Origin of the sequence: Lichenihabitans psoromatis, from assembly GCF_004323635.1 — a bacterium.
In the GTDB taxonomy this organism is placed as follows: domain Bacteria; phylum Pseudomonadota; class Alphaproteobacteria; order Rhizobiales; family Beijerinckiaceae; genus Lichenihabitans; species Lichenihabitans psoromatis.
Window position 1 is genome coordinate 1596222 of sequence record NZ_CP036515.1, and the last position, 15219, is coordinate 1611440.

14 protein-coding genes are annotated in these 15219 nt (G+C 64.3%); 5 read left to right on the top strand and 9 right to left on the bottom strand.

Annotated elements, in window-relative coordinates:
* Window positions 1–3: 3 nt before the first annotated feature.
* Window positions 4–1005: an ABC transporter ATP-binding protein gene (locus EY713_RS07410; RefSeq protein WP_131114237.1), complete on the bottom strand. Its 1002-nt coding sequence runs from the start codon at window positions 1003–1005 to the stop codon at window positions 4–6.
* Between the two features lie 329 nt (window positions 1006–1334).
* Between EY713_RS07410 and EY713_RS07415 the strand changes: the two genes are divergently transcribed.
* Entirely contained in the window at window positions 1335–2930 is a 1596-nt protein-coding gene (locus tag EY713_RS07415; RefSeq protein WP_245572929.1) for an MFS transporter, read from the top strand.
* 16 nt (window positions 2931–2946) lie between these two features.
* Here EY713_RS07415 and EY713_RS07420 read toward each other — a convergent pair whose 3' ends face one another.
* From EY713_RS07420 to copM, 5 genes are all read right to left on the bottom strand, one after another.
* Window positions 2947–3453, bottom strand: a complete 507-nt coding sequence (locus EY713_RS07420; protein WP_131114238.1) for a DUF1993 domain-containing protein — start codon at window positions 3451–3453, stop codon at window positions 2947–2949.
* Between the two features lie 101 nt (window positions 3454–3554).
* Entirely contained in the window at window positions 3555–3839 is a 285-nt protein-coding gene (locus EY713_RS07425; RefSeq protein WP_131114239.1) for a hypothetical protein, read from the bottom strand.
* 112 nt (window positions 3840–3951) lie between these two features.
* Window positions 3952–7152, bottom strand: coding sequence for an efflux RND transporter permease subunit (locus EY713_RS07430; protein ID WP_131114240.1), 3201 nt, complete (start codon window positions 7150–7152; stop codon window positions 3952–3954).
* Between the two features lie 10 nt (window positions 7153–7162).
* Complete coding sequence (locus EY713_RS07435; protein ID WP_131114241.1) at window positions 7163–8335, bottom strand: efflux RND transporter periplasmic adaptor subunit; 1173 nt, start codon at window positions 8333–8335, stop codon at window positions 7163–7165.
* Between the two features lie 321 nt (window positions 8336–8656).
* A complete protein-coding gene (copM, locus tag EY713_RS07440; protein ID WP_131114242.1) occupies window positions 8657–9025 on the bottom strand; it encodes a CopM family metallochaperone in 369 nt (122 codons plus the stop codon).
* Here copM and EY713_RS22695 point away from each other — a divergent pair.
* The 3 genes from EY713_RS22695 to epsC all read left to right on the top strand — a co-directional run bounded on the left by EY713_RS22695 (window position 9024) and on the right by epsC (window position 10495).
* Window positions 9024–9194 (top strand): hypothetical protein, encoded by a 171-nt coding sequence (locus tag EY713_RS22695; RefSeq protein WP_165491055.1) that lies wholly within the window; start codon window positions 9024–9026, stop codon window positions 9192–9194. The genes copM and EY713_RS22695 overlap by 2 nt on opposite strands.
* Window positions 9187–9399, top strand: a complete 213-nt coding sequence (locus EY713_RS07445; protein WP_131114243.1) for a dodecin — start codon at window positions 9187–9189, stop codon at window positions 9397–9399. Before EY713_RS22695 ends, EY713_RS07445 begins: the two co-directional genes overlap by 8 nt.
* Window positions 9400–9481: 82 nt before the next feature.
* Window positions 9482–10495, top strand: a complete 1014-nt coding sequence (gene epsC / locus EY713_RS07450; protein ID WP_245572930.1) for a serine O-acetyltransferase EpsC — start codon at window positions 9482–9484, stop codon at window positions 10493–10495.
* Window positions 10496–10498: 3 nt separating this feature from the next.
* Here the strand turns inward: epsC and EY713_RS07455 are convergent, their stop codons facing one another.
* The 3 genes from EY713_RS07455 to polA are packed head-to-tail and all read right to left on the bottom strand — an operon-like array spanning window position 10499 to window position 14581.
* Window positions 10499–10987 (bottom strand): DUF3429 domain-containing protein, encoded by a 489-nt coding sequence (locus EY713_RS07455; protein WP_245572931.1) that lies wholly within the window; start codon window positions 10985–10987, stop codon window positions 10499–10501.
* A complete protein-coding gene (locus EY713_RS07460; protein WP_131114244.1) occupies window positions 10984–11520 on the bottom strand; it encodes a gluconokinase in 537 nt (178 codons plus the stop codon). Before EY713_RS07460 ends, EY713_RS07455 begins: the two co-directional genes overlap by 4 nt.
* 37 nt (window positions 11521–11557) lie before the next feature.
* The gene (gene polA / locus EY713_RS07465; RefSeq protein ID WP_131114245.1) at window positions 11558–14581 is read right to left on the bottom strand and encodes a DNA polymerase I; all 3024 of its coding nucleotides are present in this window, start codon (window positions 14579–14581) and stop codon (window positions 11558–11560) included.
* Window positions 14582–14759: 178 nt separating this feature from the next.
* On the opposite strand from polA, the gene EY713_RS07470 reads away from it, so the two are divergent.
* Window positions 14760–15191: a GNAT family N-acetyltransferase gene (locus tag EY713_RS07470; protein ID WP_245572932.1), complete on the top strand. Its 432-nt coding sequence runs from the start codon at window positions 14760–14762 to the stop codon at window positions 15189–15191.
* Window positions 15192–15219 lie beyond the last annotated feature (28 nt).

Here is a 15219-nt window from a genome sequence, read left to right on the forward strand (position 1 = left end):
GTCTTACGCTGTGGCGGGCTGGAGCGGATGGACATCGGTGTCGGCCCAGCCGAGATGGACATTGTCGCCGGGTTGGAGCGGGGCTGCGTCGTAGACCGCATCGCCCAGCAGCACCGCGAGTTCGGGAGCGACGGCCGAATCCAGCGCAACATGGATCTGGCCACCCTGGAATTCGACGCTGCGGACCGTGGCCGGAACCCCGGACCCGTTGGGCTTCGAATCGCGCCAGACGATCATCCGGTCGGAGCGGATCGCCACGGGCCCGGCCGGCGTCGCGATGATGTTGTGGCCGCCGGTGAAGCGGGCAACGAATTCGGTGCGCGGCGCATTGAAAATCTCGCGCGGCGGACCCGCTTGTTCGATCCGGCCCTTGTTCATGACCACCATAACGTCGGCGATCGCCATCGCTTCGTCCTGGCCATGGGTCACATGCACGAAGATAATGCCGAGTTCCTGCTGCAATCGCTTCAGCTCCGCGCGGACGCGCAGCCGCAGGAAGGGGTCGAGCGCCGAAAGCGGTTCGTCGAGCAGCAACATGCGCGGCTTGGTGATGATGGCGCGGGCCAGCGCGACCCGCTGTTGCTGGCCGCCCGACAATTGTGCGGGAAGGCGGCCGGCATAGCTTTCCATGTCGACGACCCGCAGAGTTTCCATCGCCGTGGCGTGTCGGGTCGCCTTGTCGATGCCTTTCATCCGCAGCGAAAAGGCAACATTGTCGAGGCACGAGAGATGCGGAAACAGCGCGTAGGATTGAAACATCATCGCGGTGCCGCGTTCGACGGGCGGCAGGTCCGTCACATTGCGTCCGTCGAGGATAATGTCGCCGTCGCTCACGACCTCGTGGCCGGCGATCATCCGTAACGTCGATGTTTTACCGCAGCCGGACGGCCCCAGCAGACAGACATAGCTGCTGGCCGGGATCTTGAGGCTGATCTGGTCGACCGCGACGGTATTGCCGTAGCGCTTGGTCACGTTGATCAGGTCGAGGGAGTGCTGCTGCATCATCGCATCCGGTTCGATGTCGGCGTTGCATTCGGCGTGCCAGCCACCCGGCTTATCGTTAGACGAAACGCACCGCGGTGCCGCTGAAAGAGGCAGTTACGTCAACCGCGTAGAAAATCGGCATCGTTGCCCGGCTTGCTGCCCGCAGCGCTTAGGGATTGGGCAGGCATGCGATGAGCCCTGCATTGAGCAGGCGCAGCACGACGTCGTGCATTGAGGCGGCGCTTGCGATACCACCTTGTCCGAGCGTCTCACCTCGGACGTAGAGACGACGTGGCTCACCCCCATCTTGTCTTTGAACGATCGGATTATCGAAGACGGGGAGTCTTGTTGTGTCGACTGAAAGCCGCGCCACGATGCGCGTGGGAGGCGAGGTGACGCCACGGCCTGGTCTGCCGGTTCGCGCGATCCTTCTCACGGCGTCCTGCGGATGCGCCATGACGGTGCTGGACACCAATATCGTGGCGATCGTGTTGCCGGCGATTGCCCATGACCTCGGCGCTCGTTTCGCTGACGTCGAATGGGTCATCAGCACCTATGTGTTGTGTTTCGCGTCGCTGCTGCTTCCGGCTGGGGCGATCGCCGATCGCTACGGCCGACGGCGGGTGTTCCTCGGTGGCATCGCGGTCTTCGCGATCGCCTCGCTCTGGTGCGGTCTGTCGTCCACCGCCGCCATGCTCTCGGTGGCGCGGGCGCTTCAGGGCGTCGGTGCGGCTTTCCTGTTGGCTCCGGCCCTCGCGATCATCGGCCATACTTTCCATGACGAGGGCGAGCGCGCGAAGGCTTGGGCTATCTGGGGCGGTATGATGGGTCTCACGATGGTGCTGGCTCCCATTCTGGGCGGCGCGATCGCCTTTCTGCTCGGCTGGCGCTGGGCTTTTTTCGTCAATCTCCCAATCTGCCTCGCGCTCGCGTCCGCCGTGGTCTGGTTCATCGACGAGTCGTGTGATGCGGCAGCCCGCGCGCTGGATCCCGCTGGCATTGTCTTCTTCGCGGCCGCGATGTTCGGCATCACCTGGGGGCTGATCAACGGACAGGCGCATGGCTGGAGCAGTGCGCCTGCTCTGACCGGCTTCGGCGGCGGGGTCGCGTCGCTGGGCGTTTTCCTCGCCGTCGAGGCTCGGCAGCCAAGACCGATGCTGGATCTGTCGCTGTTTCGCGTGCCCCGCTTCATCGGGGCCGTCATCGCCATGTTCTCCTATGCGGCCGCCTCGCAGGTGATGGCCTCGCTACTGCCGCTCTATCTACAGAATGGCCTCGGGCGCGCGCCGCTCGAAGCCGGCTTTGCCATGCTGCCCTTCGCGCTCGCCATGCTGATCATGCCTCAAGCCGGTCGCTGGCTGGGGCGGTTTCTCACCTCGCCGCAGCTTCTTGTGCTCGGTCTCGTGATTGTCAGCCTCGGTGATCTGATGATCGGGCTTGCGGCCCGAGGCCAGCATGGACCCGCCGTTCTGGTCGGCATGCTCGTGCTCGGCAGCGGCGGTGGCCTGATGAACGGCGAAACCCAGAAGGGCATCATGGGATCGGTCGCGCGGGACCGTGCGGGCATGGCGTCCGGCATCAGCACGACGGCGCGGTTCAGCGGCATCTTGATGGGGTTTGCGACGCTCAGCGCGATCGTGGCCGTTGTCGGCCGGTCCTCGCTACTCGCCGGAGCCTGCGCGACTGCGGCTGCGCTTTGCGACCGGTCGCGGATCTTCGCCGAAGCCGTCATCGCCGGTGATGTGCCGCTGGCGATCAGCGGTCTGCCACCGAATGTGCGACAGGCGGCACTCGACCTCGCCCATACCGGTTATGCTGCGGGATTTTCGGCTGCGGTCATCACGGCATCCGGCATCGCTCTGGCGTCGGCCGTGTTGGTCGCCTTTTTGATGAGACCGACGCCCTCTCTCAACGAGACGGCAGCGGCCCCGGCGGCCAACCGGTGAACCAGGGCCGGCTGGCTCAGGAAAGGCCGAGAAAATCCATCTTACCGACCGGGACACCCTTGTGGCGGAGGATCGCATAGGCGGTCGTGACGTGGAAGAAGAAGTTCGGCAAGACGAAGCCTAACAGGTAGTCGCGACCCGTCATGGTGAGGCGGCGCTCACCGAATTTCAGATCGATGCTGCGATCCTCGCTGCCGTCGATTTGGCTCGGCGCGATCGACTGCAGCAGTTCGATCGTATCGGTGATGCGCTTCTGCAGCTCCGGAAACGTCGTTTCCGTATCCGCGAAGCTCGGGACCGTGATGCCGGCGAGACGGGCGACGCATCCCTTGGCCGTGTCGCTAGCGCGCTGGATCTGTGCGGTGAGCGGGCCCATGTCGCCGATCAGCCGCCCTCCGGTCAGTGTGTCGGCCGATACGCCTTCGCTCGCCGCGAAAGTGACGCCTTTGTCGAGGATGGCCGACAGATTATGGAGCGCCCGGACGAAGACCGGGACCGAGAGATCGTGCATCGAGAGCGGCATCGCGTGCATCCTAGTTACAGTGAGCGACAGACACGCTCGAATTATACCGATCAGTATGGTTTAGGCTTGGACCCGTCAAGCCACGCTCGGCGTCAGCCTGGTCAGTTCTTGCCGCCGGCGGTCGGTGTCGCCAAGAGGATCGCGCGATCGAGGCTCTCGCGCAAAGCCTTGGCGCCCTGCACGTTGGTGCGGAGATAGGCGATGACCGTATGCCGAACCGTGATTTCGGACGGTTCGATCGTGCGGGCGAGATCAACCGCGAGCGTGATCGCGACGATGCCGCCGTAATGTCCGCAAGCCGGCGCGGCATCGAAGAAGATAAGGGGCGCGTGAGGATCGTCCGTGACCTGGGTCGCAAGGGACTTGCCCGCCGTCTCGTCGCTCACCGCAATGCTCCTTCTCTGCTAGGCGACATCGGGCTAGTCGGCCCGCGCGCCGCCCGTTCCTTAGCGATCGTTTGTGCCTGACTTGCGGCAGACGGGATCGCAAGAGGGTGGCTTACTCGGCCGGCAGAGAGGCGGGATGCTGACCGGATGCGGCGGCGGGTTCATGGGTCGGCTCGCGCCGGAAATGCAGCACCATCCAGCGGATCGAAACATAGAAGACGGGCGTCAAGAAGAGCCCGAAGAACGTCACGCCGAGCATGCCGAAGAAGACCGCCGTTCCGAGCGCTTGGCGCATTTCGGCGCCTGGTCCCGACGCGATGGCGAGTGGCACGACGCCGAGGATGAAGGCGAAGGCCGTCATCAGGATCGGGCGAAGCCGCAGCCGGCAGGCTTCGATCACGGCCGCGACCGGCCCCTTGCCATCACGAACCTCGGCATCGCGCGCGAATTCGACGATCAGGATCGCGTTCTTGGCTGCGAGACCCACCAACACCACGAGTCCGATCTGGGTCAGGATGTTGTTGTCTTGGCCCCGGATCATGACGCCGACCAGAGCCGACAACACGCTCATCGGCACGATGAGAATGATGGCGAGCGGCAGCGTCCAGCTTTCATATTGGGCGGCCAGCACCAGGAACACGAACAAGACCGACAGCGCGAAGATGAAGCCTGCGGTCGAGCCCGTCGCCCGCTGCTGATAGGCGAGGTCGGTCCATTGCGTCGCCATACCGGCCGGCAACGTCTCCTTGGCGAGTTGCTCCATCGTGTCGAGCGCCTCGCCCGACGATACGCCCGGCGCCGGGCCACCCTGCAGCGGCACGGAGGTGTACATGTTGTAGCGCTGGATCAGGTCGGCGCCGGTCACGAAGGTGACGTCGGCCAACGTGCCGAGCGGCACCAGCGCGCCCGTCGAGGAGCGGACCTTCAATTGATTGATGTCGTTCTCGTCAGTCCGGAACTTCTGATCGGCCTGAGCCCGCACCTGGTAGACGCGCCCAAAAGCGTTGAAGTCGTTCACGTAGGCCGTGCCGAGATTATTCTGCAGCGTCTCGAAGATATTGGCGATCGGCACATTGAGCATCTGCGCCTTTTGCCGGTCGATCGCGAGATAGATCTGCGGCGAGCCGTTGGAGAAGGTCGTATAGACACCCGCCAGTTTCGGATTGCCGCGCGCTTTGGCCATCAATTCATAGGTCGAAGCGAGCACGCGCGAGACATCGGCGCCGATCCGCTCCTGCACCTGCATTCTGAACCCGCCGGTGCTGCCGATGCCGCGGACGGGCGGCGGCGCGACCGCGATGATGAAGGCTTCCTCGACCGCTTGCATGCGGACAAATAGATCCTTGGTAATCTTGTCGCCCGTCAATCCGTCCTTCAGTCGCTCCTCAAAGGGTTTGAACGGCACGAAGACCGCGGCCGCATTGGTGGCATTGGTGAAGGTCGCGGCCGAAAAACCCGCGAAGGCGACGGCATGCAAGGCGCCTGGCGTTCCCCGCGCAATATCCGACACGCGGCGCACGACGGCATCGGTCCGCGCCAGCGAAGCGCCGTCCGGCAATTGAACGATGACGATCGCATAGCCCTGGTCGAGCGCCGGAATAAACCCGGATGGCACGTGGTTTGCCGACCAGACCGTGGCGGCCAGCAGGCCGACATAGATCGGCAGCACGATGACCTTCCGCTTGACGATGGTGCCGACACTGGCGGCGTAGCCATTCGACGTGCGCTCGAACCCCTTGTTGAAGCCGCCGGCCAGCCAGCCAAGCCCGCGAGCGATCGGATTGCGCGAGCGGTGACCCTCGGCCGCGCGTGGCTTGAGCAGGATGGCGGCGAGTGCGGGCGAGAGCGTCAGCGACACGAAGGCCGAGATAACGGTCGAAACCGCGATCGTCAGGGCGAATTGCTTGTAGAATTGCCCGGATATGCCGGGGATGAAGGCCGTCGGGATAAACACCGCGACCAGCACGAGTGCGATCGCGAGCAAGGCGCCGCCGACGTCGTCCATCGTCTTGTGCGCGGCATCGCGCGGGGCCATGCCGTGTTCGATATTATGTTCGACATTCTCGACCACCACGATCGCGTCGTCGACCACGATGCCGATCGCCAGCACGAGGCCGAAGAGTGTCAGCGTGTTGAGCGAGAAGCCGAAGGCCGCCATGGCCGCAAAGGTGCCGATCAGCGACACGGGAATCGCGATGATCGGTATGATGGCGGTGCGCCAGCTTTGCAGGAACACGATCACGACGATGACGACGAGCCCGACCGCTTCGAACAGCGTCTTATAGACCTCGCGGACGGACTCCCGGATAAAGTCGGTCGGGTTGTAGACGATTTCGTAGGACAGCCCGGGCGGGAAATTCTTCTTCAGCGTCTCCATCGTCGCGATGATGTCGGCGGCCGTATCCAGCGCATTGGTGGCGGGGCGCTGGAAGATCGCGAGCGCGACGGCCGGCTTGCCGTCGAGGTAGGAGTTGGTGAAATAATCTTGGGCGCCGAGCTCGACGCGCGCCACGTCCTGCACCCGCACCAGCCTCCCATCCGAGGTCGAGCGGACGATGATCTGGCGGAACTGCTTCGGATCGTTGAAGCGGCCCTGCGTCGTGACCGCGAATTGGAACGCCCCCGTCTTCGGTGTGGGCTCCTGGCCGAGCGCGCCGCCCGAGACCTGGACGTTCTGCTCTTGAATCGCCTTGACGACGTCGCCCGACGTCATGCCGAAGGCCGAGAGCTTGTCGGGATCGAGCCAGACGCGAAGCGAATATTGCCGCTCGCCGAAGATCGTCAGATCGCCGACGCCGTTGAGGCGCAGCAGCTCATCCCGCACGTTGTTGCGGGCGTAATTGGACACATAGAGCTGGTCGAAGGTGTTGTCGGGCGACAGCATGTGCACGACCATCATGAGGTCGGGCGATGATTTCAGGGTCGTGACGCCGAGGCGTTTCACCTCGTCGGGCAGGCGCGGCGTTGCGATGGCGACGCGGTTCTGCACCAGAACCTGCGCCGTATCGAGGTTCGTGCCAAGCTTGAACGTGACCGTGATCGACACGTTGCCGTCGCCTGTCGAGTAAGACGACATATAGATCATGTTCTCGACGCCGTTGATCTCCTGCTCGATCGGCGTCGCGACGGTCGCGGCGACCGTCTTGGCATCGGCGCCGGGATAGCTCGCTCGCACCACGATCGTCGGCGGGGCGATTTCAGGATATTGTGCGATCGGCAAACCGAAATAGGCGATGCCGCCAACGATCACGAGCACGAGGGCCAGCACCGTCGCGAAGATCGGCCGTTCGATGAACGCGTGGGAGAATTTCATCGCCGCTCTCCTAGCCGCCCGCCGGTTCGCGCGAGAGCGGCAGTTCGGTCATCTTTGGCTGCACTTCGATCCCGGGTCGAACCCGCATCAGGCCGTTGACCACGATCGTTTCGTCGCCTTTCAGTCCATCGCGGATGACGCGGTAGCCATCGATGCGGGGCCCTGTTCGCACCACCCGTGTCGTAACCTTGTTGTCGGCCCCGACCACATAGATGATGCGCCTGTCCTGATCGGTCCCCAGCGCCTCGTCCGGCACGAGAATGCCCTGATAGGACTTCGAACCCGCGATGCTGATCCGGCCGAACAGGCCTGGGGTGAGCGACAGGTCTTTGTTGTCGAACACCGCACGGCCGCGCATCGTGCCGCTCGCCTGATCGAGCCGGATATCGACGAAGTCGATATGGCCTTTGTGGGTCGGCTGGGTTTCGCCCGTCAGCGCGACTGTCACGTCACGCGAGCTGCCCTTCCCGGTATTGCGGCCGGGGATGAGGTCGCTGAGGTAATCGAGAAACGACCGTTCGTCGGCATCGAAATAAAATTGGATCGGGTCGAGCGACACCATGGTGGTCAGCAGCGTATCGTTCGCGTTGATCAGGTTGCCGACCGACACGAGGCGACGCGAAATGCGGCCGGCCATCGGCGCGCGGATCTCGGTGAATTCCATATCGAGCTTGGCCCTGACCAGAGCCGCCTTCGCGCGGTCGAGCGTCGCCCGAGCCGCGAGCGCGGATTGTCGGCGTTGGTCGGCGATCTGACCGGTGATGTTGCCGGATTTGATCAACGCATCGGCGCGTTCGAGATCGCCGGTCGAGAAGTCCACACCGGCTTGGGCGGAGGCGACCGCTGCCTGGGCGTCGTCGAGCGCCGCTTTATAGGGGCGCTGGTCGATCGTGAACAGAAGATCGCCCGCCTTGACGACCGCGCCGTCCGAGAAGTTCACCTTGTCGAGATAGCCCGACACGCGTGACCGAAGATCCACCGTGTCGACTGCGTCGAACCGCCCGATGAAGTCATCCCGCTCGACGATCGGCTTCACCACCGGCTTGGCGACCGACACGGGCGGCGGCGGTGCGTTCTGGGCCAAGGCTGGTGTCGTGGCCATCAAGGGCAAGACCGCGATGAGACCGAGGGCCGCGCCAAAGCTGGTCAGAAACGGGCGCTTCGCTTTGGCGGGATCGGCCATCGTTAGGTCTCCGGAGCGTATAGGACAAAATTCCGATAACGGATCGACAGGCAAAGCACGGGGCGAGATCGGTCAAATCTCGAACCCGTCATGGCGCGATCGAATCTATACCGACTGGTATGTATTTGACCTCGCCTTGTCAAATGCGTCAGCGTCGGAACGCGAGATCAGGCCATGCCGATCGTCGCGCCGCACGAGATCCAGAGTTGAGACGAGAGTGCAGCGTCGCGCTGTCGCACGCCAGCGGAATTATTCAGCGCTCGTCGTTTTCGGTCGTCGGCTCTTAACGGGGAAGGTTCCGAACACTTTTGTCGTGGCGCCTCACTTCCGGTGACGCTCTTGCCACGCCTTCATCGATGCGATCTCCTTATCCTGCGAGGCGACGATGTCGGTGGCCATCTGCCGCAAACCCGGGTCGGTGCCATAGCGCAATTCGATTTTGGCCATCTCGACCGCGCTTTGGTGGTGCGGCAGCATCATGGTCACGAAGTCGCGGTCGGTGTCGCCCGACAAGGGCGCATCCATGCCGCTCATCATCTTGCTCATCGAAGCCTCGAACGCCTTGTCGGCCGAAGACGCCGGGGCGGCCTTCTTGGGCATTGCCATCCCGTCTGCGAAAGCGGAGCCGCATAAAGCCGGGCCCGAGAGCGCGAGGCCTGCGCTAAGCGCCAAGGCAAGGATGGGTCGCATGATGATCTCCTCGAACAACGTCCACGGATTGGACGGGTGGGAGGTTGCGGGTCTCTCCCATGGGAGGGTCAAGCTTTGCGGTTCGGTGAAGCCAAACCGCCTCGTGACGCGTTGCATGGGTCTCAGCAGGGCCGAGGGGGCTCTGCTTCAGGAGGCGAACCATGTCTGACCATACCTATCGCGTGATCGAAGTCGTCGGCTCGTCGACCGACACCATCGAAGACGCGATCCGGGGCGCGATCGAGGATGCGGCCAAGACGATCCACAACATCGGCTGGTTCCAGGTGGTCGAAACGCGCGGACATGTCGAAAACGGCAAAGTCGGCCACTTTCAAGTCACGCTGAAGATCGGTTTTACGCTCGACGACCGCTGATCCACGCATCACGCTCGAGCACAAAGAGCAGGCCGGATTTCTCGGCCTGTGTCTCGTTTGGACTCTGCGCCGCGACTTCGATATGGCTTCACCACGAAACTGGCAGGTCGATCCGATGTCGCATGCGTTTGGTCCCGTTCCGTCCCAATCGCCGCCGCAGGGGCAGGCCGTGACGCCGCGTGTGACGTGGCGGGATGGGCTCGGCGATGTCGTTGCAGGGCTGCACACCTCGCGCGAGGTGACACACAATATCCGGCATAATGGGCGCATCCGCCAATTGCCGTCCCAGGCCGCTTTGCTGAAAATCCTGGCGCGGCTGTCATCCGCGTTATTTCCGACCCATTACGGCGCGACCGACCTGACCGAGGAATCGATCGACGGATTCGTAGAGACAGCCTTGCGCGAAGGCCTCGACCTCCTCGAGGATCAGGTCCGGCGGGATCTTCTGAGTTCCACGCTCTACGACGATCTGACCGCCTCCGAGGTCAACGACAAAGCCGGCGATATCCTGGCCCGCTTCGCCCGCACCCTGCCGGAGATCCGCGCCCTATTGGTGAGCGACCTGATGGCCGCCTTCGCGGGCGATCCGGCCGCCAAGAGCTATCCCGAAATCATGCTCGGTTATCCGGGTCTGATTGCCATCCGCTATTACCGCATCGCCCGCGCGCTCTACGATTTGGGCGCTACCTTACTGGCGCGATTGATCTCGCAGATCGCGCATCAGAAAACCGCGATCGACATTCATCCCGGCGCGCAGATCGGCCACAGCTTCTTCATCGATCATGGCACCGGCGTCGTGATCGGCGAGACCGCGATCATCGGCGACCGCGTGCGGATCTACCAAGCCGTGACGCTTGGCGCGAAAAGCTTCCAGGCCGACGATGACGGGACGCTGGTCAAGGGCATTCTGCGGCATCCGGTGGTCGAGAATGATGTCGTGATCTACGCCGGCGCCACGATCCTCGGCCGGATCACGATCGGGGCCGGTTCGGTGATCGGCGGCAACGTCTGGCTGACCCAGAGCGTGCCGCCGCGCAGCAGCATCACCCAGGCGCTGATGCGGAAGAGCGAGGCCGGCGTCTCGACCGCCGGCTGAAGCTCAACTCGCGCGCGACACCCAGGCGCCGAACAGCAGCGCGAGCCCCGCGCCGAGGCTGAGGATGATGCGGAGTCTTCCGTACCACGGCGGCGCGAGGCCCTCCGCGATCAAGCGTCGATCGATCGGCCCGAGCGCCAGGATCACGAGGCCAAGCACCAGCAATCGCCAGGGTCCGTTCAGCCCGAGAGCCGCCCAGCCGATCAGCGAGGGCACCACAGCGATGAGATAATGGAGCGCGACATCGCGCTGCTCCATTTGCCGGGTCGCCAAGCCCCAGCGAATGCCGCCGAGAAACGAGAGGATGACGGCGCCATAGCCCGCCAAGGCCGTCGCGAGCGTCGCCGCGGGATAGCCGGCGATCGGCGTGAACGGGATGCCAAGCGCCAAGGCCCAGAAGGGCAGCAGGCCCGATAGGCCCAAGATCAAGGGCGCGGATGGAATTGAGGCTTGGGATTGAGGGGCCGGGGTGGCTCCGGGCGCCAGGCTCACGCGACGCCTGCCAGCATTGCGGCGGCCGACCGCGCCGCATCGGCAGGGCCGCCGCCGCGATCGCTGACCGTCACGACATCTGCCTCGTCGACCGGGCGTTCCAGAGTGGCGAACTGGCTGGCGACGAGGCTCGCGGGCATGAAATGGTTGAGCCGGACGGCCATGCGGCGCTCCACCTCGGTCGTCTCGATATCGAGGAACACGAAGCGGAGGGCCGCGCCTGCCTTGGCGCGGATCCGGTCGCGATAGACGCGGCGCAGGGCCGAACAGGCGATCACGATGCCGCGCGGATGTGCGCCCGCGTCGGCCAGCGTCGCGCCGACCGTGTCGAGCCAGGGCCAGCGGTCCGCGTCGGTCAGCGGGTGGCCGGCATGCATCTTCTCGACGTTGCTTGGCGGATGCAGATCGTCTCCATCGACGAAATCGAGATCCAGCAGCCCGGCCAACAGCGCTCCGATCGTCGTCTTGCCGCTCCCCGAAACGCCCATCACGATAAGGGCGAGGCGGGGCTTTGCCGTGTCGGTGTCGGTCATTTCGGGGTCCCTCGGCTCGCTCTCGACGCAAGGATCATCAATGCGCCTCGTCCCAATTGCTTGCCGCGCGGGCATCGACTTGCAGCGGCACCGAGAGCGTGATGGCTGGATGCGGTGCATCGATCATGATGCGGCGGACGACCGGGATGGTGGCCTCGATCTCGTCGTCCGGCACCTCGAACACGAGCTCGTCATGCACCTGGAGCAGCATGCGGGCCGATAGCTTCGCCTCTGCCAAGGCCGCATCCATCCGCACCATCGCCCGACGGATGATGTCGGCGGCCGAGCCTTGGATCGGTGCGTTGATGGCGGCGCGTTCGTTGAAGGCGCGTTCCGAGGGGTTCGAGGCCAGAATGCGCGGGTAATGGCAGCGGCGCCCGAAGATCGTGGTCACATAACCCTGCTGTTTCGCGGTCGCCTTGGTGGCGTCCATATAGGCCCGGATGCCCGGGAAACGCTCGAAATAGGTTCGGATGTAGGCCCCGGCCTCTTCGCGCGGAATGCCCAGCTGATTGGCGAGCCCGAAGGCTGAAATTCCGTAGATAATGCCGAAGTTGATCGCCTTGGCGCGCCGTCGGACATCGCTCGGCATGCCCTCGACCGGCACGCCGAACATCTCGGACGCCGTCAGCGCATGAATGTCGATACCCTCCGCAAAGGCTTGTTTCAGCTGCGGCAGGTCGGCGATATGAGCCAGCAGTCGTAACTCGATCTGTGAATAATCGGCCGACAGCAGCTTGTGCCCAGGGGCCGCGATGAACGCTGTGCGGATCTTGCGCCCGGCCTCGTTGCGGACCGGAATATTCTGCAGGTTCGGCTCGGAGGAGGAGAGCCGCCCCGTGGTGGTGGCCGCTAAGGCGAACGAGGTGTGGACCCGGTCGGTCTCCCGATCGGCATAGGTCGGCAGTGCGTCCGTATAGGTCTGTTTGAGCTTCGAAACCTGACGCCAATCGAGGATCAGCCGGGCGAACGGGTTGCCCTGCTCGGCGAGGTCGTCGAGCACCTGGGCCGAGGTGGACCACGCGCCGGTCGCGGTCTTCTTGGCGCCCGGCAGGCCCATCTTGCCGAACAGAATATCGCCGACCTGCTTGGGCGAGCCCAGGTTGAAGGCCTGCCCGGCCTGCTCGTAGATCTCGGCTTCGAGCCGCGCCATGCTTTGGGCGAATTCGCCCGACAGGCGCGACAGGATCGCCTTGTCGATCCGGATGCCGCGCCGTTCCATGCGGGCCAGCGTCTCGACCATCGGCCGCTCGAGCGTCTCATAGACGGTGGCGAGCTTGTCGGCCGGAAGCCGGGGCTTGAGCACCCGCCACAGCCGCAGCGTGACATCCGCATCCTCGGCCGCATATTCGGTCGCCTTGTCGATCGGCACGCGGGCAAAGCCGATGAAGCTCTTGCCCGAACCGGCCAGATTCTTGAACGCGATCGGTTGATGGCCGAGGTGGCGCTTGGACAGCGCATCCATGCCATGGCCCTCGAGCGAGTTCTTGCCCGAGTCGAGCGCATAAGACAGCAGCATCGTATCGTCGAAGGCCTTCAGTTCGATGCCGTGCAGCGCGAAGATCAGCCAATCATATTTCATGTTCTGCGCGATCTTCAGCACGCCCGGTGCTTCGAACAGCGGGCGCAGCCGCTCCAACACCAGAGCGGCGTCGAGCTGACCCGGCAGCAGCGCGCCTTCGCCGAACAGACCGCCGTCGCTCGGCGCGCGATGGCCGAGCGGGATGTAACAGGCCTCGCCCGGCGCGGTTGCGAGCGCGATGCCGACGAGATCGGCCGCACGGGGATCGAGCGACGTGGTTTCGGTATCGACCGCCACCACTCCGGCGAGATGCGCCGCCGCGATGACGGCATCGAGTTTTTCGACCGTATCGATGGTGACGTAGTGGCTATGCGTGATGACGGTCCTCAATCCCTCGGCCATGCGGGCCGCCGCAAGGGCCGCCGGGCCGGTCGGGGCCGCCTCGGTTGCGGTCTCGCCCCCCTGGTCGACCAGGGCAGGCTCTCCGGCCGCGACGATCGGGTAGTCGCCCTCCTGATGATCGCCGTTGCGCTTGCGCCAGCCGCCCGGCCCGACGAAGACCGGATCGGCATCGATCGTATTGGCGTCGAGCCCGTAGGCCTCGGCGGCGCGGCGCGCCAGGGTCGAAAATTCCATCGCCTTCATGAAGCCGACGAGTTGCTTGCCGTCCGGTGCATGGATGCCGAGCTGGTCGAGCGGCACCGTCAGCGGTACGTCGCGCACCAGGGTCACGAGCTGCTTCGAGAGGCGGATCAGCGCCACCTTGTCGGGGTCCGTCAACGTCTCGCGGCGCTTGTTTTGCTTGATCTCGCCGGCGCGCTCCAACAGGGCTTCGAGCGTGCCGAAGTCGCCGATCAGTTGCGCCGCCGTCTTGATGCCGATGCCCGGCGCGCCCGGCACATTGTCGGTCGGGTCGCCCGCCAGCGCCTGCACGTCCACCACCTTGTCGGGCGTGACGCCGAAATAATCGATCACCTCGGCCTCGGCGATCATCCGCTCGCCGCGCGAGCCGGCGTTCTTCGGATCGCCCGACGCCGGATCATACATTGAAACGCCGGGCTCGATGAGCTGCATGAGGTCTTTGTCGGCCGAGATGATCAGCACGTCGGCGCCTGCGTCGCGCGCCTGCCGGGCATAGGTCGCGATCAGGTCGTCGGCCTCGTAGACGTCCTGCTCGATCGGCTCCAGCCCAAAGGCCCGCACGGCCTGTCGCATTAGCGGAAATTGCGGCAGCAGGTCCTCGGGCGGCTCGTTTCGGTGGCTCTTGTAAAGGGGATAGAGGTCCTTGCGGAACGAGTTCTCGCTTTTGTCGAAGATGATGGCGAGATGCGTCGGCGCGATGCCGGCCGCTCCCTCGCGGATGAATTGGAATAGCTTGCCGCAGAATAATCGCACCGCGCCCGTCGGCAGCTTGTCGGCCCGGTAATTATATTTCGCATCCTGTCGGATCGACTGGAAATAGGCGCGGAACACGAAGGACGAGCCATCGACCAGGAACACGTGATCGCCGGCTTTGATGGGGCGTGAAACGAGGGACATGGCGAACCGGTTGTTGGCGGATGAGCGTGCGGGCTCCGTTGAACCATTTCGAGCCGCCGCTGTCATCCTGGCTGGCGCGGTCTCACCGGCCGGGATGATCTTGCCGGTCTGGATCCTCTTGTCATGTTGGCACGGGTTTGCTTCTGAGGGACCTCCGTCCAACTTTCGAGGTTTCGTTTTGAGCGATCCGACCCTGTACGTGACCGACGCGCCGACCGCTTTGGACCGGGAGGCCGTGCTCCGTCCGTTGATGGCCCATAACGAGCGCCAGACCGGCCGCTCGGATTTCAAGCCGCTCGCGATCCTGCTCCGCAACGCCGAGGGCCAGCCCATGGACGGCGGCCTCACGGGCCGCTCGTTCTACGGGTGGTTGTTCATCGAACTCCTGAGCGTGCCGGAGGCGAGCCGCGGCCAGAAACTCGGCACTCGTTTGATGCAGCAGGCCGAGGCCGTGGCGCTGGAGCGCGGCTGTCTTGGCATATGGCTCGATACGTTCAGCTTCCAGGCGCGCGGCTTCTACGAAAAGCTCGGCTATGCGGTGTTCGGGTCGATCGAGGATTATCCGCCGGGACATCAGCGGTTCTTCCTGCAAAAGCGGCTTCATCGCTGAGGCATCGTCGGCGCGCGATCGCGCTCCT

Excerpts from the sequence above, each read along its gene's own strand:
- polA (WP_131114245.1), bottom strand. The coding sequence starts at position 14,581 with ATGTCCCTCGTTTCACGCCCCATCAAAGCCGGCGATCACGTGTTCCTG.
- EY713_RS07420 (WP_131114238.1), bottom strand. The coding sequence starts at position 3,453 with ATGCCGCTCTCGATGCACGATCTCTCGGTCCCGGTCTTCGTCCGGGCG.
- EY713_RS07435 (WP_131114241.1), bottom strand. The coding sequence starts at position 8,335 with ATGGCCGATCCCGCCAAAGCGAAGCGCCCGTTTCTGACCAGCTTTGGC.
- EY713_RS07430 (WP_131114240.1), bottom strand. The coding sequence starts at position 7,152 with ATGAAATTCTCCCACGCGTTCATCGAACGGCCGATCTTCGCGACGGTG.
- copM (WP_131114242.1), bottom strand. The coding sequence starts at position 9,025 with ATGCGACCCATCCTTGCCTTGGCGCTTAGCGCAGGCCTCGCGCTCTCG.
- epsC (WP_245572930.1), top strand. The coding sequence starts at position 9,482 with ATGGCTTCACCACGAAACTGGCAGGTCGATCCGATGTCGCATGCGTTT.
- EY713_RS22695 (WP_165491055.1), top strand. The coding sequence starts at position 9,024 with ATGATGATCTCCTCGAACAACGTCCACGGATTGGACGGGTGGGAGGTT.
- EY713_RS07460 (WP_131114244.1), bottom strand. The coding sequence starts at position 11,520 with ATGACCGACACCGACACGGCAAAGCCCCGCCTCGCCCTTATCGTGATG.
- EY713_RS07445 (WP_131114243.1), top strand. The coding sequence starts at position 9,187 with ATGTCTGACCATACCTATCGCGTGATCGAAGTCGTCGGCTCGTCGACC.
- EY713_RS07410 (WP_131114237.1), bottom strand. The coding sequence starts at position 1,005 with ATGATGCAGCAGCACTCCCTCGACCTGATCAACGTGACCAAGCGCTAC.